Source organism: Polynucleobacter sp. MWH-P3-07-1, from assembly GCF_018687555.1.
Lineage (GTDB): Bacteria > Pseudomonadota > Gammaproteobacteria > Burkholderiales > Burkholderiaceae > Polynucleobacter.
In genome coordinates this window covers 173,560-193,074 of record NZ_CP061296.1, presented here as the reverse complement: position 1 = coordinate 193,074, position 19,515 = coordinate 173,560, and the positions used below count along the sequence as shown (strand labels likewise).

The following is a 19,515-nucleotide window of genomic DNA, read 5'->3' as shown; positions in this document are numbered from 1 at the left end:
TTCAGCACCAATTTGAGTCATTTTTAAACTGAAATATTTGAGCCCTTTTCAATGGGGCTAGAGAAGTGAGTAGATCCTCACATCAGAATTTTTAACTAGCGCGAATCCAGTCCAAATGGGAAATTTTTCTCAGGAATGAGTGTTGTTTTCTGCAACTTAGCCCAGTCGAAATATTTTCCAGGGTCTGTTTTTCTTTGAGGTGCGATATCACTATGTCCTGCAAATTGCAGTTGGGGAAATGCTTTCTCCAAATATTGAATCAATGTGCTGAGCTCTTGATACTGAATTTCTTCAAATGGAGAATCGCCGTCCCCCTCCATTTCGATCCCGATCGAGAAATCATTACAACGCTCTCTACCCAAAAACTCAGAGACCCCTGCATGCCAGGCCCTTTGCTTGGTAGAAACCAATTGAAAGATTTGACCCTGGCGAGAGATTAAAAAGTGACTAGATACTTTTTGGCTACTAATTTCTGCAAAGTAAGGATGCACAGTCGGATCAAGCGTATTTTGGAAAAAATCAATAATGTATTGGGTGCATGTGCGCTTCTGAAACTCACTGGGCGGCAAACTAATGTGATGCATCACCACTAAGTCGGGGCTACAGCCGTCTGGACGGGAATCATGGTTTGGGGAGGGTCGCCACAGGGCTGCCCCAAGCCAACCGGAATGATCTAGAGCGTACAGATGCTGAGCCGAACAATAAAAACGGTCTTCTTGTTTAATCGCCTCAGATTTTGGAAGGTGCACATGGCAAAGCTGACACTGCACCATTACCTGAGGCATGGCGCCTTTCCTTTGGGCCTCTAGCTGGGCTTGAGCGAGCCTAGCTTGTGCAGCCCGCTCCTTACCTTTAAACCAATAGTAGAAGTAAGCAGCGCCCAGCACTAAAAGTAGCCACTTAATCAAGTTCAGACCTTATGGAGGATGACTTCCAAAACAAATCGGCTCCCTACGTATGCCAACAACAATGCGCTATAGGCACTTAACACCCAACGCACTGCCGCTCTGCCGCGTAACCCAACTCGCCAGCGCGCTGCTAACAGGCCGCCAAATAAAAACCAAGAGATCAGGGCAAAAACGGTTTTGTGATCAAACACCAAAGGTCTGCCAAACAGAGTTTGGGAAAAAAATAAGCCTGAAAACACTGTCAAACTTAAGAGCGCAAAGCCAACATAGAGGAGGCTAAACAATAGGTTTTCCATGGTGAGCAAGGGTGGCAGATCTTCTAGCCAATGCGCCAAAAATCCATTAGGCCGAATACTGAGCTGTCTATGCAAGGCCCGATCCTGAATACTCATCAACATAGCGTGCATTGCTGCCAGACTCAACAGGCCCACTGATAGCGTGGCAACAATAAAGTGCCCCTTGAACCAAGGATCAGAGACCGCAGCCGGGGACAGGAGAGTGCCTGGAAAAAGACCTGGTAGCGCGGAGCAAACCATCGCAAAGATTAAGGCCATCCAACGCAAACTGACGATGGGCAAAAACCAAGACTGGAACCAATAAAAAGCCAGGCCCGCCCACGCAATCAGGGAGAGATCTTGAGCAAAGCCAAAAACGAAGCCTTGCGCTGTAAAAACCGATTCATGCAACTGGATGCCGTGAATGATCAGGATAAAAAAGATGCTGATGCGAACCAGCCCAATAAAGAATGGGGATTGCGCCAAAGCCTGTGCACTTAAGGTCAAAAAGACTAAAAGTAGAAGATAAAGGGCTGGTGTGAGCCAACTGCAGCTGAGGTAACCTAAAATGTCCATCTAGAAAGTCTAATCCATAAATGCTAGAGAACCTGACCGATCGCTTATCTCGTGTTGTGAAAACCATGCGGGGGCAAGCTCGCTTGACCGAAAGCAACACTACAGAAATGCTTCGGGAAATCCGTTTAGCCCTATTGGAGGCTGACGTAGCCCTTCCTGTTGTTAAAACGCTTCTTGAGCAAATTAAATTTAAAGCCCTTGGTGAAGAGGTGGTTGGAAGTCTGAGTCCTGGGCAGGCCTTAGTTGGGGTAGTCCAACGAGAACTCGCTCAGGTAATGGCTGGTGATGGGTTAAAGAGCGGTGAAATCAATTTAGCAACCCAACCTCCAGCAGTCATTCTCATGGCTGGCCTGCAAGGTGCTGGTAAAACCACTTCGGTAGGCAAACTGGCTAAATGGCTGCAAGAGAAAAAGAAAAAGAAGGTGCTCACCGTTTCCTGCGACGTATACCGTCCTGCTGCTATTGAACAGTTGGCCACCGTTAGTAAGCAAGTTGGCGCCGAGTGCTTTCCGAGTAGCATTGATCAACAACCTGCTGCCATCGCGCTAGCGGCCCTGGACTGGGCGCGCCGCCATTACTTTGATGTGCTGCTGGTAGACACTGCTGGCCGACTGGGCATTGATGAAGTGCTCATGCGAGAGATTCAAGAGCTGCATGACAAACTCAACCCGATTGAGACCCTATTTGTCGTCGATGCCATGCTTGGTCAAGATGCAGTCAATACCGCCAAAGCTTTTCATGATGCGTTGCCACTAACGGGCGTCATTCTCACCAAGCTGGATGGTGATTCACGCGGAGGTGCCGCACTCTCGGTTCGTCAGATCACTGGCGTCCCACTCAAGTTCATTGGCACTGCGGAGAAGATGGATGGACTTGAAGCGTTTGATGCTGAACGTATGGCAAACCGTATTTTGGGAATGGGCGACATCCTTGCCCTCGTAGAACAAGCACAACAAAATGTAGACGTTGCTAAAGCAGAAAAGCTAGCGACAAAAATATCTAAAGGTGGATTTGATCTGGGGGACTTTCGGGATCAGATTTCTCAAATGCAGCAAATGGGCGGGATGGCGAGTCTGATGGACAAACTCCCAAGTCATATGGCGCAAGCTGCGAGTAAAGCCAATATGGGTCAGGCTGACAAACAAATCATCCGAATGCGCGGGATCATCGACAGCATGACACCAAAAGAACGCAGCAAACCTGAACTTCTGAAAGCCAGTCGTAAACGTCGCATTGCTGCAGGAGCTGGCGTTGAAGTTCAAGAGGTCAATCGCTTACTCGCACAGTTTGAGCAAATGCAAACCATGATGAAGCAATTCAAAGGTGGGAAGATGGCCCGCGCTATGGCGGGTATGGCCGCTAAGGGAGCCGCCAAGGGTATCGGCGGCTTATTTAAAAAGTAATTAAACGACGAATTGCTTCGCTGCATTCACAGCAGCAACTACTTTGTCTTTGATTTCTGCAATCGGAATATTTTTGGACTCTGCATCAGTACGTCCTTTAAATTCCACCAGCGAATCTGCTAAGCCACGATCGCCAATCACTACCCGGAATGGTGCACCAATCAACTCCCAGTCAGCAAACATCGCGCCCGGACGCTCACCACGATCATCAAGGATCACGTCAATACCTGCCGCGATTAACTGTTCATGCAATTCGTCAGCAGCGGTCTTAACCTGCTCAGACTTGTCGTAATTCATCGGACAGATCACGACTTCAAACGGCGCCATCGAAATCGGCCAAACAATACCGCGCTCATCATGACCTTGCTCGATAGCAGCCCCAAGAAGACGCGTAACGCCAATACCATAGCAACCCATGACCATTGGCTGAGATTTACCTTGCTGATCAAGATAGGTACAGCCCATTGCCTCTGAATAACGTGTTCCCAATTGAAAAATGTGGCCGACTTCAATCCCTCGACAGATATCCACAACGCCTTTACCGTCTGGCGATGGATCACCAATTACCGCATTGCGCAAATCCATCACCACAGGCTCAGGTAGGTCGCGCACCCAATTCACACCGGTCAAGTGATGACCTACAAGATTGGCACCACAAACAAAGTCAGACATATTGGCGACAGTACGATCTGCCACCACTGTGACATCGGCACCAACACCAACAGGACCTAGGTATCCCGCTGGAGCGTTACAAGCTTGCGAAATTTCGGCCTCTGTTGCAAAACGAGAATCCGCCATGCCAGGAATCTTGCTCGCTTTCACTTCATTGAGCTCGTGATCACCACGCAATAGCAACATAAATAATTTAGCCGGGCCTTTTTCTTGATCGACAGCAAATAAGAGAGACTTCACTGTTGTCTCAAGTGGGATATTTAATAGCACCGCCACTTCTGCACAGTTCGTTTTATCTGGAGTCGCCACCTTTTGCATTGCCTGTTTTGCATCTGCTCTGCTGGCAATCAAGGCTAAAGATTCAGCGGCCTCTAGATTTGCTGCGTAATCCGAACTTGGGCAATAGACGATCGCATCCTCGCCCGTATCTGCAATCACATGGAATTCTTGACTACCAGAGCCACCAATCGCCCCGTTGTCTGCAGTTACAGCACGGAACTTGAGACCCATTCTTTGAAAAATGCGCGTGTAGGCATCAAACATCATTTGATAGGATTTCTTTAGGCCTTCTACATCACGGTCGAAAGAATAAGCATCCTTCATGCTGAACTCGCGCCCACGCATGATTCCAAAACGGGGGCGACGCTCATCCCGAAACTTTGTTTGAATCTGATAGAAATTGATGGGCAGTTGCTTGTAACTCTTGATCTCATTGCGCGCCAGATCAGTGATCACTTCCTCTGATGTAGGCTGAATTAAAAAATCACGCTCATGGCGATCTTTAATGCGGAGTAACTCTGGGCCCATTTTTTCCCAACGGCCAGTTTCTTGCCAAAGCTCGGCAGGTTGAATCATGGGCATTAATAATTCAATTGCGCCTGCGCGATTCATTTCCTCGCGAATGATATTTTCTACCTTACGAATCACCTTTAACCCTAAAGGGAGGTAGTTATAAATACCAGCGCTTAATTTTCGAATAAGCCCTGCGCGCACCATAAGCTTGTGCGAGACCACCTCAGCATCCGAGGGGGCTTCTTTTAGCGTCGCGAGAAATGATTGTGAAGCTTTCATGTATGGATATAATCAAATCGTTGATTTTAAAGGATTTGGGGCACGATCATGCTTGACCGTGAAGGATATAGAGCCAATGTTGGCATTGTCCTCCTCAATGGCCACAACGAGGTTTTCTGGGGAAAACGTGTTGGGCAGCATTCGTGGCAGTTTCCGCAGGGCGGAATTCAGCATGGCGAGAGTCCAGAAGAGGCCATGTATCGCGAATTGCATGAGGAGGTAGGCTTACTGCCTGAGCACGTCCAAATTATTGGGCGAACCCGGGATTGGCTTCGCTATGACGTCCCTGAAGAGTACTTGCGGCGACAACACCCTACCCGCGTTCATCGACCCGCCTATCGTGGTCAAAAGCAAATCTGGTTTCTATTGCGTTTAGTCGGGCTAGATAGTGATATTCATTTAAGAGCATCGGAGCACCCAGAATTTGATGCTTGGCGCTGGGTTCCATTCTGGATTGAGCTCAATTCCGTTATTGAATTCAAACGTGAGGTTTATCAGCTCGCTCTTTCTGAGTTGGCTCGATATCTGAGTCGGAGTAGCAAAATGCAAGAATTGGTCTGGGGATCTCCTCTTGAACTCATGCAATCTTTTTATCCCAAAGAAGGTTCTGTCAAAGACGCGAAAGAGGGTAAATACTCGAATGATTAAATCTTCTTCAAAAACTGGCTTAAGGATTCTGATTCCCCTTGCTTGTTTAATCCTGACTGCGTGCGGTGGCGACCCAATGGTGAGCGGCGTAGACCCTTTTGCCCCAACTGTCTTTAAAGAGGGGGTAACAACGATGCCTTTAAACCCTCCAAACCCGGATAAGCTTCAGTCTTTTTATGTTTCTCAAGAGACCGTTTTCAAGTTTTCAATTGATACGAGTGCCATCTTGATTGGAGCTGATGGTGTAACTCGGTATATCGTAGTGATGACTAATCCCAGCGGCCAACAACAAGCGCAATACGAAGGCATACGTTGTGATTCTTACCAGTGGCGACTTTACGGCACCTTTGAATCAGGAGCTTGGCGACCAAACCCATTAAGCGAGTGGAAAGACATTAAGCTCCATACCCCAAACCGCTATCAAGCAGCGCTAGCTCAGGGTGCCTTATGCAGCTTTAATAGTCAAGAGACCCATCTGCCGGCAGTTTTGCGCGCTCTTAATCCAGAGAAATTTACTGGTGGGACACAGCCTTCAAACTCTAATGGAGTGATAGGCAACTAATGATTAATTGGCGCTTAAGCAGGTGCCAATACTTTCGCCTGACAGTAGGCGTGTCAGAATATCGTCTTCCTTGCCAGAGGCAATCACTGTAGAGGCTCCAGTTTGGGCTGCCACTTTCGCAGCCAATACTTTAGTCAACATTCCACCCTTACTCAGATGACTGCCTGCACCACCCGCCATTTTTTCTAAGGCTGGATCACCAGCCATACCTTGACTGACTAAATGCGCAGATACATCATGGCGTGGATCAGCACTATATAAACCGCCCTGATCCGTCAGAATAATCAGAAGATCCGCCTCGATTAAATTACTTACTAATGCAGCTAAGTTATCGTTATCTCCGAATTTAATTTCATCGGTCACTACAGTATCGTTTTCATTAATGATGGGTATCACACCCAGCTTTAATAGCGTTTCGAGAGTCGCCTTGGCATTAGCATTGCGCTCATCATTTGCCAGATCTGCGTTCGTTAATAGAATTTGCGCACTCCGTAAATTGAAATGTGCAAAACAGCTTTCGTATACCTGAACCAAGCCCATTTGCCCAACCGCTGCTGCTGCTTGCAGCTGATGAATTTCCTGTGGTCTAGTAGCCCAACCCAAGCGCTGCATACCCTCAGCAATTGCGCCTGAGCTCACCATCAGGACTTGGTGCCCTGCTTTTAACAATGCAGCAATTTGCTCTGCCCACTTCGCAATCGCTGCCCGGTCTAGGCCCTCACCATTATTGGTGACGAGACTAGATCCAACTTTGACAACGACACGTTTTGATTGTCTGCTATGCATATGCGTGAATACTTTAATCTGGGTTCTTATCTTCTACTTGATAGCGTGGGTCCTCAGCACGTTCATCTGCCTCGTCACGATCACGGCGAACGGAATCTAAATAATCTTGCAAGGCATAACAAAGCTTATCGCAACCCAAGCCTGTCAATGCAGAGATTTCAAAAACAGGACCTTGCCACTTAAACTTCTTCACAAAATTAGCGACCACTTTAGCCCGATCTTCCTCGGGAATCATATCAACCTTATTGAGCACCAACCAACGGGGTTTTTCAACCAAAGCCTCGTCGTACTTACGTAACTCGTTCACAATTGCCTTTGCATCTGCAACAGGATCGATATTTTCATCAAAGGGCGCAAGATCTACGAGATGCAATAAGACACCGGTACGCTGAAGGTGACGTAAGAAGCGATGGCCTAAGCCGGCACCTTCTGCGGCACCCTCGATCAGGCCAGGAATATCGGCAATCACAAAACTTCGCTCACTGCCAACACGCACCACACCCAAATTCGGGTGCAAGGTTGTAAATGGGTAATCTGCAATTTTGGGGCGCGCATTAGAAACGGCGGTAATCAAGGTTGATTTACCAGCGTTTGGCATACCCAACAAGCCTACATCAGCCAACACCTTGAGCTCAAGCTTCAGTTTTCGGCGTTCACCTGGCTTACCATTTGTTTTTTGTCGAGGAGCACGATTAGTACTGCTTTTAAAGTGAATATTGCCCCAACCACCAACTCCGCCCTGGGCTAAGCACAAACGCTCCCCATGCGTAGTAAGGTCAGCAATTGGCTCACCTGTTTCGTAATCGGCAATGATTGTGCCAACCGGCATACGCAATTCAATATCATCGCCCGCACGACCATAACAATCAGCGCCTCGCCCTGGCTCCCCATTTTTTGCCGTATGGGTTTTAGCGTAACGGTAATCAATTAAGGTATTGATGTTGCGATCGGCGATTGCCCAGACGCTTCCGCCTTTGCCACCGTCACCACCATCAGGGCCACCAAATTCAATGAATTTTTCACGGCGCATAGAAGCACTTCCAGCGCCACCCTGGCCTGCGATTACTTCGATACGTGCTTCGTCTATAAATTTCATGAATAAAAAAGGCCTCGCTTAGCGAGGCCTGTTCCTAAGAGTTAAATTCGGAATCAATCTGAATTAAAACGTGTCTCAGTCAGGCGCCTTATGAACGAGGCAAGACTGAAACTTGGGCCTTCTTCAAAGCACCCTTCACGCCAAACTCAACTTGTCCATCAATCAAGGCGAACAAAGTGTGATCTTTACCAATACCAACGTTAGCACCTGGATGAACACGTGTGCCACGTTGACGAATGATGATGCTGCCAGCATTAATATGCTCGCCGCCAAATACCTTAACGCCTAGACGTTTCGATTCTGAGTCACGGCCGTTTCGTGTCGAGCCGCCGCCTTTTTTCTGTGCCATATCTTTCTCCTGCTATTCCCGCCTAATTAGGCTTTGATCGTGTTAATCAGAATCTCAGTGAAATTCTGACGATGGCCTTGGTGCTTTTGATAATGCTTGCGACGGCGCATCTTAAAGATTGTCACTTTATCGTGACGTCCCTGGGAGACGACAGTGGCCATCACAGCTGCACCATTAACCAATGGATCACCTAATTTCAGTGATGCGCCTTCGCCTACGGCGAGGACTTGGTCAAGAGTGATTTCGCTGCCGATTTCCGCTGGTATCTGTTCTATTTTCAATTTTTCGCCAGCAGCAACTTTATACTGTTTGCCACCGGTTTTTATGACCGCGTACATGGTTTGAAACCTCAATTTAAGCCTACATTTTGGGCTAATCCACCCTGGATTAGCCAAGCCCATTATTATATCTTGCATGACCACCTCTGTCAAAAACAATGAGCTAAACCAGATTCTGGCGCCTATTTCCTTAGATTTCAAGGCCTTAGACGACCTCATTCGGCTACGTTTGGCCTCAAAAGTGGCCTTAATTGACCAAATCTCTACTTATATCATCCAGGCTGGCGGCAAGCGGGTCCGTCCTGCCCTACTGATGCTAGTTGCCAAGGCCCTATCCAAGGGCAAAGAAATGCCTCACGCTCTAGAGCTTGCTGCCGTAGTTGAATTCATTCATACGGCGACTTTGCTGCACGACGATGTGGTTGATGAATCCACGCTTCGGAGAGGGCGCGAAACCGCCAATGCTGCTTTTGGCAATGCTGCCAGTGTTCTGGTGGGCGACTTCCTATACTCAAGAGCCTTTCAAATGATGGTCGGCCCTAATGACCTCAGAGTCATGGAGATTCTGTCAGACGCAACCAATACGATTGCCGAGGGCGAAGTTTTACAGCTGCTCAATATGAATGACCCTGAAGTCGACGAAGAAAGTTACCTCAGAGTCATTCGCTATAAAACTGCCAAATTATTTGAAGCATCTAGCGAACTAGGTGCAATCATTGCTGGAGCAGGTGAAGCCGAGAGAGAAGCCGCCGCTGCCTTTGGTCGCCATATTGGCACCGCCTTCCAACTCATGGATGACTTGCTAGACTACACAGCAGATGCCGAACAAATGGGAAAGCATGCTGGTGATGATTTACGCGAAGGTAAGCCAACTCTACCCCTCATTTATCTCCTCGAAAAAGGAAGCCATGAGGAACAGCTTTTAGTGCGGGCAGCGATCGAACAAAACCAAGATCTACCTCAAGATGTCTTCGCTCAAATTCTGAAAGCAGTTCAAGATTCTGGTGCGCTGGATTACACCCAGGCGGCCGCTCAGAAAGAGGCGCATTTAGCGAAAGAGTGCCTAGCCTCCTTTCCCAAAAATGAGGCTACTGATGCCTTGTTTGCTTTATGCCAATACTCACTTGCTAGACAATCCTAATTATTGCTAAAGTATTTCTAACGGAATGTAGCGCAGCCTGGTAGCGCACCTCGTTCGGGACGAGGGGGTCGGAGGTTCGAATCCTCTCATTCCGACCAGCGCTTGCCCTGTAAGATAATCATATTGATCTCTTTCATCGAGGAACACTATGGCGCAATGGCTCAGATTTACTCATCACAATAAACCGGGCTTCGGTCAACTATTAGGAGAACAGATCCAAGTTCACTCTGGAAACATGTTTGCCAATCCGCAGCCCACAGGGGAGAGGATTCCTCTTGCAGAGGTAGAAATTGATATCCCCTGCGCGCCCTCCAAGATGATTGCGATGGTAGATAACTTTCATGCCTTAGTTAGCAAGCTAGAGCATGCAATTCCCGCTGAACCTTTGTATTTTCTGAAGGGTAATAATTCCTTCCTAGCGAATGGCAAAGTGATTCGTACTCCAAAATCCTATTCCGGCAAAGTGGTCTACGAGGGAGAGCTTGGTATTGTGATTGGTAAGCACTGCTATGAAGCATCTGAGTCTGAGGCACAAAACTCCATCTTTGGTTACACCTGCATCAATGATGTCACTGCGATAGAGATTCTCAATCGCGATCCTGGTTATGCGCAGTGGACGCGCTCAAAGAGCTTTAACACCTTTGGTGTATTCGGCCCATACATTACCAGCGGTGTTGATCCCATGTCACTCCACATCAAAACCATTTTGAATGAGCAAGAGCGCCAAAACTACCCTGTTAGCGATATGATTTTTCCACCCGAAAAGCTTGTCAGTCTCATCTCACAGGATGTTCCACTTGAACCGGGCGACATTATTGCCTGCGGAACTTCAGTTGGCGTTGGCTCCATGAAACCAGGCAGTCAAGTGAGTATCGTGATCGATAGTGTAGGTCGACTCGACAATATATTTGAGTGAGCTTGACAACTCACTCAATACCGCCAATATTAATATCCTGATACGGATGGAAGCGATAGACTTCCTTTGGATGCCTGCACGTTCTCGTCAAGATACTTAGTCAAAGCAAAGACTGTATTCAAGCAAGGAGTTGGAGTCTCAGTAATCTTTCCTAATTCAATTACCGACCCTAACAAAGCATCCACCTCCAAACTGCGGCCTGCTTCTAAATCTTGCAGCATTGAGGTTTTGTGTTTACCCACTTTTTCTGCGCCAGCAATACGACGCTCAATATCGACACGAAAAGTGACACCTAATTTCTCAGCAATCGTTTGCGCTTCCGCCATCATGCTCCGGGCTAGCTCCCTAGTCAGAGGGTACTGACAAATACCTTCGAGAGTTCCATGTGTCAAAGCGCTAATGGGATTAAAGGTCATATTGCCCCAGAGCTTCAACCAAATTTCAGAACGAATATCCTCTAAGACGGGTGACTTAAATCCGGCAGCAACCATGACTTCAGACACAGCTTGAATTCGCTCTGTAACTTGACCATTGAGTTCGCCAATCGGAAAGCGATTACCTTCAACGTGACGAATCACTCCAGGCGCCTGGGTAAAGGTCGCGGGGTAAACAACGCAGCCAATAATGTTTTCGGGGTTAATCGCTTTTTTAGCCTTACCACCCGCATCGACCGTCTCAACGGAATGATCCTGAAATGGTCCTGCCAGTTTTTGGAAGTACCACCAAGGAATGCCATTTTGCATTGGAATCAAAATGGTTTTGGGGCCCATAATGTTTGCTAAATCATCAACGATGGGTTCTACTTGATGAGCCTTCACCGCCAAAATCACGATATCAGGATTTTTGACATCAGTAATTTTTTCTACTGCTTTGACTTGTGCTATTAGTGGCTCTGGCTGATCATCCATGATCAAAGCCAAGCCGCGCTCCTGGATGGCAGCTAAGGTTGCCCCGCGCGCCACAACAGTAACTTCATTTCCAGCTCGGGCTAGCATGACGGCTAGATATCCGCCGATAGCACCTCCTCCACCGATGACGCAAATTTTCATGACTGCCTTGCAAAATAATATTGAATTACTGTCATATTAGATGAGAATATTTTGCAGTGCAATATCAAAAATGACTCAATTTTTAGGTAATAGCAATCTTTACACTGCTTTTAAGAGCGCTCTTGGGGTAAACCCTCCTGCAATCATCCCAAAAATACTTGCCAATAAACCAGCAAGCTGGGGCGGCATCACAGCATCTGGAGCCAACATTTCACAACTAATCCAAATAGTGAGCCCAAACACAATTGCCAACAAACCGCCCAAGGAATTGGCCTTCGACCAATACACCCCGAAAGCCAGTGGTACAAAAGCTGCCACCAGCGTGATCTTATAAGCGCTCTCAACCATCTTAAAAATAGAGAGCTGTGAATTGACTGCAAAGAAAGTAACCACCACAGCAAAACAAATCACGGTGATGCGCATGATCTTGAGCAACTGTTGATCGGAAAGATGTCTAAAAAAACCTTTGACGATATTTTCTGCAAAAGTGACAGAGGGCGCTAACAAAGTTGCACTAGCGCAACTCTTGATCGCGGAGAGCAAGGCACCAAAAAACATGATCTGCGCAATCATTGGGGCATGATTTAAGACTAACTTAGGCAAGATCATTTGCGGATCAGTATCGAGATATTGATTAACCAAATCAGGACTAATGAGTGTTGCAGAGTAGGCCAGATAGAGCGGCACAAAGGCAAAAATGAAATAAAGAACTCCGCCCAAGATTGCAGCCTGAACCGCAATATTGACATTTTTAGATGAGGTAATCCGTTGGAACACATCTTGCTGAGGTATTGAGCCTAGCATCATGGTGAATAAAGCAGCAATAAAACCGAGTACTGAAGCTAAATTCATATCGGGCCAGAAATTAAACTTGCCTGCAGCAGCTGCATGTTGAATCACAGGCATCACTCCGCCCGTTTGCGTGGACATTTCGCCACCGATATACAGCATGCCAATCACGATGATGATCATTTGGATGAAGTCTGTAATCGCCACTGACCACATTCCTCCAAACAAGGTGTAGATCAATACACTACATGCGCCGATGAGCATGCCGCCCGTCTGAGAAATACTTCCTTCAGAAACAACGTTGAACACCAACCCTAAAGCCTTAACTTGTGCGGCAACCCAACCAAGATAAGACACAACAATACAGAGGGTGACTAAAACTTCGACTGTACGGCCATACTTTTCTCGAAAGAAATCGCCAATAGTGAGCATTTTTCGGTTGTAGAGATGGCGAGCAAAAAAGAGGCCCACCAGAATGAGACAGAGTGAAGAACCAAATGGGTCTGCGACGATTCCGCCCATTCCCTCTTTTAAGAAGGTTGCTGGAATGCCGAGTACGGTTTCTGAACCAAACCAGGTAGCAAATACAGTGGCGGTAACAATCGGGAGTGGCAGGCTGTGACCTGCAGCAGCAAAGTCTGCTGTGTCTTTCACGCGCAAGGCAGCCCAGAGGCCAATGCCCACCGATATAACCCAATAAATGATCACAAACCAAATCAGCACAATCTAGTTCCTTTATGAATTTGCCAAATTATAAGATCTTGTTACTTATGGCAAAGGAAGGTTTTGAACCAACTTGAGGCAAGCCCTTCTGACATAATTCAGGCGTGAACACTTCCTCGGCAAATCCGCAAGCCGACCTAGCCTATCAAAAATCGATTCTGGGCTCGGTTTCGAGAACCTTTGCCCTCACGATCCCATTACTGCCAGCGTCTTTGGAAAAAGTCGTCGGCAACGCCTACCTACTCTGTCGCATTGTCGATACGATCGAGGATGCATCTGACCTAGAGCCATCCACGAAACAAGCGCTATCCCAACTATTTTTGGACAGTGTGGTGGGTAAAGTGACCCCCCAGGCTTTTGTAGAGCCATGCTTGGCAGCCCTCAAAAACCATTCCAATCTGAGTGAGCTTGATCTGATTGAGCATATTCCTGCGGTCTTGAGAATTTTGCACACCTGCACTACCCAAGATCAAGAGGCCGTTACCAAATGTGTTTCTATTATGTCTTTAGGCATGTCTCGTTTTCACACTAGGCAATCGACAGCCGGATTAAGCGATTTAAAAGAATTTGAAGAGTACTGTTATGTCGTTGCAGGTGTTGTGGGGGAGTTACTCACTAATCTCTTTAGCAATCATTCCGCTCACTTTGCTCAAAGTATGCAGGGCAATGAATCCTTGAGTATCGGTTTTGGGCAAGCTCTACAGATGACCAACATCTTGAAAGACTCTTCAGAAGATCGTGCCCGCGGAGTTTCTTGGAGGCCCTCCAAAATGAGTCAAAGTGATCTACTCACAATTGCCTACAACAAACTCTTAGAAGCCCGTAATTACATTTTGCTGATCCCAAAACAAGATGTGGGCATTCGCCGCTTTTGCTTTTTAGCCTTTGGATTAGCTGTCTTAACCCTAAATGCCATTGCCCGCAAAGACTCAGCCAAGGTCATTCCCGAGCAAAAGCTCACGCGTAGAGTAGTGTGGACAGTTTATGGCTTCACAAAACTGGCAGCGCAAAGCAACCTTCTGATTAAACTTTTTTTCTATCTCAGTAGTCAAGATCTCAGAAAGTTGCTGAAATAAAGAGTGCTTACAAAACGCCTTCGTGACGTAACAGCCAAATTTTGATCGTGCGGTAGAAACCAGGCGAGTCCTCTTTCATATAGCCACCAAGTCCTTGGGCGCTCACTACTCGATGGCAAGGCGTAATGAGCGGAAAAGGATTGGCGCCACAAGCATTTCCAACAGCCCTTGGTCCACTTTTCATTTTGTTAGCAATCTCGCCATAGGTTGCAGTTTGGCCAAGTGGAATCTGTTGGGCATTACGCCATACCTTTTCTTGATGTGCTGTACCGATGGGCTTTAATGGGATATCAAACTCAAAGTGAGGATCCTTAAAGTAGGCTAGACACTGTCTTTGAACCTCCTTTGCCAACAAATTTCTCGGGGCAATCAGTTTTGATTGAATTGGCAGGTAATCGATCTTTGCCAACATCAAGCTACCATCAACCACCTCAGTCCAGATTCCGAGGCGGCCAAAGGGCGCCTGAATCACGCAGTAATGTGAAGCTTCTGTGTCGGCAGTCGACTTAGGGGTAGCCATTCAGAATATTCTGACATAGGTTTACGAAAGCTGCAGTAGTCGAAGGCTTCGAGTTGATAGCTCTATAGCTACTACTTTGCTATATTGATTGCCATGACATTAAAAGATGGATTCAATGGATAATTTTTTTCACGACTGGCCTTTTTATGCTCAAGTCGCTCTAGTAATATTCTTGCTTGCTCTATCGGGATTTTTCTCGATGGCTGAGACCAGCATGATCTCTGCCAATCGCCACCGCTTGCGAGCCATGGCCAAATCTGGCAATACCGGAGCAGCTCTAGCAGAAAAACTCCTCAAGAGAATTGATTCCCTACTTTCAGTCCTGTTGATTTCGAATAACTTAATTAATACGGTTTTATCGATCTTGGTAACAGGGATCGCCTTGCACTTCTTTGGCGACACTGGTTATGTTCTCTCAATTGCGACCCTGGTAGCAGCATTTTTGATCATTGTTTTTAGTGAAATCACCCCCAAAGTGATTGGTGCAGCGTTTCCAGAGCGGATTTCTTCCAGCGTCGGCTGGCTCATCCTCCCATTAATCTTTGCTCTCAAGCCCTTGCTTTGGTTTATTAATTATTTTGTATCCAGCTTAATGAGTCTATTTAGACTGCAAGCCTCTAATGAACATAAAGCACTGAGTAAAGAAGAGCTGCGTAGTTTGGTTTTGGAATCCAGTCGCTTCTCTTCTAATCATCACCGCAATATTTTGCTCAATCTTTTTAATCTCGAAAATATTTTGGTCGATGATGTCATGACACCGAGATCCAAAATTGAAATGCTAGATATCTCGAGACCTATTCGGGATGTGATTGAGGACCTAGAAACCTGCTATCACAATAAATTACCTGTATGCGATGGTGACTCAGAAAAAATTATTGGTATTTTGTCTGTAAAAAAAGCGCTCAGTCTCCTTGGTCATCAAGAACTTGAGCATGAAGACTTTAGGGCTTTATTGAATGAGCCCTATTTCATTCCTAGCGGAACACCAGTTTTACAACAAATGCAATTTTTTCAAGATAATCAGCAGCGCCTTAGCTTGGTAGTGAATGAATATGGGGAGGTCTTAGGCCTTGTTACTTTTGAAGATATTGTTGAAGAGCTCATTGGCGAATTCACCACTTCATTCTCCAATCTTTCTAATGAGGCTCGCTGGCTTCAAGACGGCACTTATCTAGCTAGTGGCGGCGCCTCTTTGAGAGATCTCAACAGACTTCTTAATTTGGAACTTCCCCTTGATGGACCAAGGACGCTCAACGGACTTATCCTAGAAAAGCTGGAAGCTATTCCAGACCATGATGTCAGCATTCGAATTGCGGGCATCGTCATGGAAATTGTCCAGTTTGATGATCAGGGAATTAAAACTGTCAAACTCCATCAACCCCATCATCCCATCGGTGGGGCTTGAGTCAACTTGAAGACGACAGCCTCATTATCCGAGCCTGGCATGAGATTACAGTTAATGCGCTGCAATCTAGGGCTACGGATATTCATATTGAAGCTGGCCTTCAAGAGACAGTAGTTCGTCTCAGAATAGATGGCGCACTACAACTTTTAGCGCGTTATCCAAACTCTCTGCATGAACGCTTAATCACGCGCATCAAAATATTAGCGCGTCTTGATATTGCTGAAAAGCGTCTTCCTCAAGATGGCCGACTATGCATCGGTAGCGACTTTAGTAAGCCGGATATTGATTGTCGCGTCTCAACCATGCCTACTCTATATGGAGAAAAAGCAGTAGTCCGAATTCTTCCAAGTCTAATCGGCGACCTTGCATTGGAGCGTGTGGGTTTGATACCAGAGCAACTCAGTATTTTTCGCTCAGCAATTCAGCAACCTCATGGTTTGATATTAGTTACTGGGCCAACTGGGTCTGGAAAAACCCGCACACTGTATAGCTGCCTAAGAGAGCTGAATCAGCCCGAGAAAAATCTATGCTCTATTGAAGACCCTATTGAGATTCGTCTACCCGGAGTTAATCAAGTTGCATTCCACGAAAAAGCAGGTCTGGATTTTGCAACGATTATTCGAGCACTTTTACGTCAAGATCCCGATGTACTCATGGTTGGCGAAATCAGAGACTCCGCTTCTGCTCGAGTAGTTATTGAAGCAGCCCAAACGGGGCATCTTGTTCTCAGCACGCTCCATACTCGTGATGCACGGGGCGCTATCGCCCGGCTTAAAACTTTAGGAATTGAACGGGAGCATATCGAATCATGTCTTCATTGCGTTAGCTCCCAGCGCCTAGTCAGAACCTACTGTCAGACCTGCAAAGGGGTAGCTCTTGATTCAGCTTGCTCAACATGCAAAGGTTCTGGCTACTTCGGCAGAATTGGCATTCATGAAGTATTGAATCGTCGCATGATTTTTGATCAGAATGAACCGTCAATGGATCTGCATTTAGCGGGTATGCGCTATGTTCGTCAAGGTCTGATTAATCCAGATATGCTTGCCCATGAAATTGGGTCAGCTTGCCTGTGATGCGCTCTATCCTCCGCCGTCATTTAGGAATCAAAGTCCAACTGCAGTTTGCAGAGCAACTGCTGAGCCTTCTAGAATCTGGCCTACCACTGCTGAACGCGATTGAACTGCTACAACAAGTAAACGGATCTGACTATAGCCACTTTCTGCCTGAGCTGTATACCAAACTGAAGCAAGGCAATAGCCTTACTCAGAGCTTATTACTTCAAGGGGAACTATTCTCAGCAGAATTTATTAATTTGATTCGGGTCAGTGAACGCACTGGCGATCTTGAATTAGCTTTAAGAACGATTACCCGCCAACTGAGTGCAAAAATCGAACTCAACAACCAGATTCGGCAAGCGCTAACCTATCCCATCATCACTTTATTGAGCTCTATTTTTTTACTTCTAGTAATGATGATTTGGGTAATTCCTGTTTTCAAGGAGGTGTTTGCTAATTTTCGGGCGGAGCTACCACCAGCTACTGCGATGTTGATTGCGACTTCGGATTTAATCCAGGAATTCTTTCTACTAATCCTTCTACTAGGCCTTTGTGGAGTTGGCATCTTTATATTTTTTTGGGTTCGGTCAATCCGACTACAGAAATTATGTGATCTAGCCAGCTTTCAGATACCCCTTTTTGGCAATCTACTGCGCTTAGCAACGCTGAGTAATTGGTGTCGCACCCTGGGTCATCTCCTGCATTCTGGATTAGCATTACCTGATGCCATTCGTATCACGGCCCAATCGTCTAATCATTGGTTGAGTCACGATCTCAGCGCTGAATTATTTAAACATCTAACCCGTGGCTGGCCATTGCGAGAATCCCTCAATAGATCTGATCCACATCACTATTTATTTGATCAGGAAACACTGCAGCTGTTATCGATTGGGGCAGAAAGCGCTTCCTTAGCCAAGATGCTCAATAAACGTGCAGAAGTTTTGCAAACTCGCCTGAGCAGTCAACTCAATACACTTGGTCAAACCATAGAGCCCTTGCTAATGATTGGCATTGGCCTCATTATTGGGGCCTTAGTGGTCATTCTGTATCTGCCAATATTTAACTTGGGACAAGTCGTCTGATGCAATCACCCAATCTCATTATCTTGGTTCAAATGACACTCGTTCTAGCGCTCATTTATTTAGCCTACATCGACCTCACTAGCTTTCGACTTCCTAATGCCCTGACAATTCCATTGATTTTTTTGGGGCTAATGTTTAATTTTCTAACGCCACTGCGCTTTACCAATTCTACGAATGCCCTCCTCGGATGCGTCTTGGGATATGGTTTTGTATGGTTGATGAACTTCATTTATCGCTCCCTGAAAAAACAGAGCGGGATTGGCATGGGGGACGCCAAGCTCCTAGCTGCCTTGGGTGCTTGGCTCGGTGCCGATGCCTTACCAGAGATCCTGCTAATTGCCTCTTTGAGCGGTCTAGTCGGAGGGCTCCTATGGCTCAAGTGGCAGAAATCTCAGATCAATCATCCTTTTCCTTTTGGGCCCTTTTTGGCCTTTGCTGGCATCATAGAACTCTTATGGCCTCAGGCAATTCAAACCTATCTTCTCATTCAGTGAATTTAAGCACCCTCAAGGAGGCCGCAATATTAGTCGGCCTTACTGGAGGCATTGGATCAGGAAAATCTGCCATTGCAGAGAGGCTAGCAAATTATGGGGCTGCCATCATCGACTCGGATGTCATTGCACACCAAGTGACCAGCACCGGCGGGCCTGCAATTGAGCCTATTCGGGAGCAGTTTGGTGCTCAATTTATTCAGCCCGATGGCGCTTTAGACAGGAAAAAAATGCGGGTTTTAGTCTTCGCAGACCCACAGTCTAGAAAGGCCCTAGAAGCGATTACCCACCCCCTGATTCGGACTAAAGCAATTGAAGAGGCTAGCCTAGCCATCCAAAATCGGGCGCCGTATATCGTTTTTGTTGTTCCCCTGCTCTTAGAGTCTTCTGAGTGGTTTGAGCATATTGACCATATCGTGGTGGTAGATTGCCCTGAAGTGCTTCAGATCAAGCGGGTCATGGAGCGAAATGGCCTCACCAAAGCAGAGGTCGAAAGCATCCTCCAGGCTCAGGCAAGTCGGGCTGAGCGCTTGGCGCAAGCTGATACGGTCATCGAAAACATGGGTAGCCTAGAAGACCTTGAGCCTCAAGTCCAACTTTTGCATCAAAAAATCCTACAGATTCGTAAGCGCTAGCCCAGTTCG

The 19,515-nt window shown here is 46.7% G+C and carries 20 protein-coding genes, 1 tRNA gene and 1 pseudogene; 12 read left to right on the top strand and 10 right to left on the bottom strand.

Annotation, left to right across the window (positions count from 1 at the left end; translation table 11 throughout):
* Positions 1–95 precede the first annotated feature (95 nt).
* The gene (ampD, locus tag ICU98_RS01065) at positions 96–908 is read right to left on the bottom strand and encodes a 1,6-anhydro-N-acetylmuramyl-L-alanine amidase AmpD (protein WP_371818426.1); all 813 of its coding nucleotides are present in this window, start codon (positions 906–908) and stop codon (positions 96–98) included.
* 2 nt (positions 909–910) lie between these two features.
* Positions 911–1,759, bottom strand: a complete 849-nt coding sequence (locus ICU98_RS01060; protein ID WP_215352313.1) for an inner membrane protein YpjD — start codon at positions 1,757–1,759, stop codon at positions 911–913.
* Between the two features lie 20 nt (positions 1,760–1,779).
* On the opposite strand from ICU98_RS01060, the gene ffh reads away from it, so the two are divergent.
* Positions 1,780–3,162, top strand: a complete 1,383-nt coding sequence (gene ffh / locus ICU98_RS01055) for a signal recognition particle protein (protein WP_215352312.1) — start codon at positions 1,780–1,782, stop codon at positions 3,160–3,162.
* Here the strand turns inward: ffh and ICU98_RS01050 are convergent, their stop codons facing one another.
* On the bottom strand, positions 3,163–4,905 hold the full coding sequence (locus ICU98_RS01050; RefSeq protein WP_215352311.1) for a proline--tRNA ligase: 1,743 nt from the start codon (positions 4,903–4,905) through the stop codon (positions 3,163–3,165).
* A gap of 48 nt (positions 4,906–4,953) precedes the next feature.
* Between ICU98_RS01050 and ICU98_RS01045 the strand changes: the two genes are divergently transcribed.
* Together ICU98_RS01045 and ICU98_RS01040 are read left to right on the top strand one after the other, a co-directional pair.
* Entirely contained in the window at positions 4,954–5,553 is a 600-nt protein-coding gene (locus ICU98_RS01045) for an RNA pyrophosphohydrolase (protein WP_215352310.1), read from the top strand.
* Positions 5,546–6,115 (top strand): CNP1-like family protein, encoded by a 570-nt coding sequence (locus tag ICU98_RS01040; protein ID WP_215336893.1) that lies wholly within the window; start codon positions 5,546–5,548, stop codon positions 6,113–6,115. The genes ICU98_RS01045 and ICU98_RS01040 overlap by 8 nt, the downstream gene beginning before the upstream one ends.
* A gap of 9 nt (positions 6,116–6,124) precedes the next feature.
* Here the strand turns inward: ICU98_RS01040 and proB are convergent.
* The 4 genes and pseudogenes from proB to rplU all read right to left on the bottom strand — a co-directional run.
* Positions 6,125–6,901 (bottom strand): annotated as a pseudogene (gene proB / locus ICU98_RS01035) (glutamate 5-kinase); the annotation flags it as partial.
* 13 nt (positions 6,902–6,914) lie between these two features.
* A complete protein-coding gene (cgtA, locus tag ICU98_RS01030; protein WP_215352308.1) occupies positions 6,915–7,997 on the bottom strand; it encodes an Obg family GTPase CgtA in 1,083 nt (360 codons plus the stop codon).
* An 88-nt stretch (positions 7,998–8,085) separates the two neighbouring features.
* The gene (rpmA, locus tag ICU98_RS01025; protein ID WP_011902041.1) at positions 8,086–8,346 is read right to left on the bottom strand and encodes a 50S ribosomal protein L27; all 261 of its coding nucleotides are present in this window, start codon (positions 8,344–8,346) and stop codon (positions 8,086–8,088) included.
* Positions 8,347–8,372: 26 nt separating this feature from the next.
* The gene (gene rplU / locus ICU98_RS01020; protein WP_011902040.1) at positions 8,373–8,684 is read right to left on the bottom strand and encodes a 50S ribosomal protein L21; all 312 of its coding nucleotides are present in this window, start codon (positions 8,682–8,684) and stop codon (positions 8,373–8,375) included.
* A 76-nt stretch (positions 8,685–8,760) separates the two neighbouring features.
* On the opposite strand from rplU, the gene ICU98_RS01015 reads away from it, so the two are divergent.
* The 3 genes from ICU98_RS01015 (at position 8,761) to ICU98_RS01005 (ending at position 10,681) form a co-directional block, all read left to right on the top strand.
* A complete protein-coding gene (locus tag ICU98_RS01015; protein ID WP_215352307.1) occupies positions 8,761–9,765 on the top strand; it encodes a polyprenyl synthetase family protein in 1,005 nt (334 codons plus the stop codon).
* A gap of 21 nt (positions 9,766–9,786) precedes the next feature.
* Positions 9,787–9,863: transfer RNA gene (locus ICU98_RS01010), tRNA-Pro, on the top strand.
* A gap of 50 nt (positions 9,864–9,913) precedes the next feature.
* Positions 9,914–10,681, top strand: coding sequence for a fumarylacetoacetate hydrolase family protein (locus ICU98_RS01005; RefSeq protein ID WP_215352306.1), 768 nt, complete (start codon positions 9,914–9,916; stop codon positions 10,679–10,681).
* A 29-nt stretch (positions 10,682–10,710) separates the two neighbouring features.
* On the opposite strand, the gene ICU98_RS01000 is transcribed toward ICU98_RS01005, so the two are convergent.
* Positions 10,711–11,730 (bottom strand): 2-dehydropantoate 2-reductase, encoded by a 1,020-nt coding sequence (locus ICU98_RS01000; protein ID WP_215352305.1) that lies wholly within the window; start codon positions 11,728–11,730, stop codon positions 10,711–10,713.
* 99 nt (positions 11,731–11,829) lie between these two features.
* Positions 11,830–13,242, bottom strand: a complete 1,413-nt coding sequence (locus tag ICU98_RS00995; RefSeq protein WP_215352303.1) for a sodium:solute symporter family protein — start codon at positions 13,240–13,242, stop codon at positions 11,830–11,832.
* A gap of 104 nt (positions 13,243–13,346) precedes the next feature.
* Between ICU98_RS00995 and ICU98_RS00990 the strand changes: the two genes are divergently transcribed.
* The gene (locus tag ICU98_RS00990; RefSeq protein WP_215352301.1) at positions 13,347–14,318 is read left to right on the top strand and encodes a squalene/phytoene synthase family protein; all 972 of its coding nucleotides are present in this window, start codon (positions 13,347–13,349) and stop codon (positions 14,316–14,318) included.
* A gap of 7 nt (positions 14,319–14,325) precedes the next feature.
* Here the strand turns inward: ICU98_RS00990 and ICU98_RS00985 are convergent, their stop codons facing one another.
* A complete protein-coding gene (locus ICU98_RS00985; protein WP_215352300.1) occupies positions 14,326–14,838 on the bottom strand; it encodes a methylated-DNA--[protein]-cysteine S-methyltransferase in 513 nt (170 codons plus the stop codon).
* Positions 14,839–14,953: 115 nt separating this feature from the next.
* Here ICU98_RS00985 and ICU98_RS00980 point away from each other — a divergent pair, with 115 nt between their 5' ends.
* From ICU98_RS00980 to coaE, 5 genes are read left to right on the top strand one after another with little or no spacing between them, the layout of a single operon-like run.
* Entirely contained in the window at positions 14,954–16,243 is a 1,290-nt protein-coding gene (locus ICU98_RS00980; RefSeq protein ID WP_215336876.1) for an HlyC/CorC family transporter, read from the top strand.
* A complete protein-coding gene (locus ICU98_RS00975; protein ID WP_215352299.1) occupies positions 16,240–17,316 on the top strand; it encodes a GspE/PulE family protein in 1,077 nt (358 codons plus the stop codon). Before ICU98_RS00980 ends, ICU98_RS00975 begins: the two co-directional genes overlap by 4 nt.
* Positions 17,316–18,380, top strand: coding sequence for a type II secretion system F family protein (locus tag ICU98_RS00970; RefSeq protein ID WP_215352298.1), 1,065 nt, complete (start codon positions 17,316–17,318; stop codon positions 18,378–18,380). Before ICU98_RS00975 ends, ICU98_RS00970 begins: the two co-directional genes overlap by 1 nt.
* Complete coding sequence (locus ICU98_RS00965) at positions 18,380–18,874, top strand: A24 family peptidase (protein WP_215352297.1); 495 nt, start codon at positions 18,380–18,382, stop codon at positions 18,872–18,874. The genes ICU98_RS00970 and ICU98_RS00965 overlap by 1 nt, the downstream gene beginning before the upstream one ends.
* On the top strand, positions 18,871–19,506 hold the full coding sequence (gene coaE / locus ICU98_RS00960) for a dephospho-CoA kinase (protein ID WP_251365355.1): 636 nt from the start codon (positions 18,871–18,873) through the stop codon (positions 19,504–19,506). Before ICU98_RS00965 ends, coaE begins: the two co-directional genes overlap by 4 nt.
* Positions 19,507–19,515: the final 9 nt, after the last annotated feature.

What these genes read in the sequence shown, in the direction of transcription:
- ICU98_RS01045 (WP_215352310.1), top strand. Translation starts at nt 4,954, where the DNA reads ATGCTTGACCGTGAAGGATATAGAGCCAATGTTGGCATTGTCCTCCTC.
- ICU98_RS00980 (WP_215336876.1), top strand. Translation starts at nt 14,954, where the DNA reads ATGGATAATTTTTTTCACGACTGGCCTTTTTATGCTCAAGTCGCTCTA.
- ICU98_RS01060 (WP_215352313.1), bottom strand. Translation starts at nt 1,759, where the DNA reads ATGGACATTTTAGGTTACCTCAGCTGCAGTTGGCTCACACCAGCCCTT.
- ffh (WP_215352312.1), top strand. Translation starts at nt 1,780, where the DNA reads ATGCTAGAGAACCTGACCGATCGCTTATCTCGTGTTGTGAAAACCATG.
- ICU98_RS01015 (WP_215352307.1), top strand. Translation starts at nt 8,761, where the DNA reads ATGACCACCTCTGTCAAAAACAATGAGCTAAACCAGATTCTGGCGCCT.
- rpmA (WP_011902041.1), bottom strand. Translation starts at nt 8,346, where the DNA reads ATGGCACAGAAAAAAGGCGGCGGCTCGACACGAAACGGCCGTGACTCA.
- ICU98_RS00985 (WP_215352300.1), bottom strand. Translation starts at nt 14,838, where the DNA reads ATGGCTACCCCTAAGTCGACTGCCGACACAGAAGCTTCACATTACTGC.
- cgtA (WP_215352308.1), bottom strand. Translation starts at nt 7,997, where the DNA reads ATGAAATTTATAGACGAAGCACGTATCGAAGTAATCGCAGGCCAGGGT.
- ICU98_RS01000 (WP_215352305.1), bottom strand. Translation starts at nt 11,730, where the DNA reads ATGAAAATTTGCGTCATCGGTGGAGGAGGTGCTATCGGCGGATATCTA.
- ICU98_RS01005 (WP_215352306.1), top strand. Translation starts at nt 9,914, where the DNA reads ATGGCGCAATGGCTCAGATTTACTCATCACAATAAACCGGGCTTCGGT.
- rplU (WP_011902040.1), bottom strand. Translation starts at nt 8,684, where the DNA reads ATGTACGCGGTCATAAAAACCGGTGGCAAACAGTATAAAGTTGCTGCT.
- ICU98_RS01040 (WP_215336893.1), top strand. Translation starts at nt 5,546, where the DNA reads ATGATTAAATCTTCTTCAAAAACTGGCTTAAGGATTCTGATTCCCCTT.
- ICU98_RS00970 (WP_215352298.1), top strand. Translation starts at nt 17,316, where the DNA reads ATGCGCTCTATCCTCCGCCGTCATTTAGGAATCAAAGTCCAACTGCAG.
- ICU98_RS00965 (WP_215352297.1), top strand. Translation starts at nt 18,380, where the DNA reads ATGCAATCACCCAATCTCATTATCTTGGTTCAAATGACACTCGTTCTA.
- ICU98_RS01050 (WP_215352311.1), bottom strand. Translation starts at nt 4,905, where the DNA reads ATGAAAGCTTCACAATCATTTCTCGCGACGCTAAAAGAAGCCCCCTCG.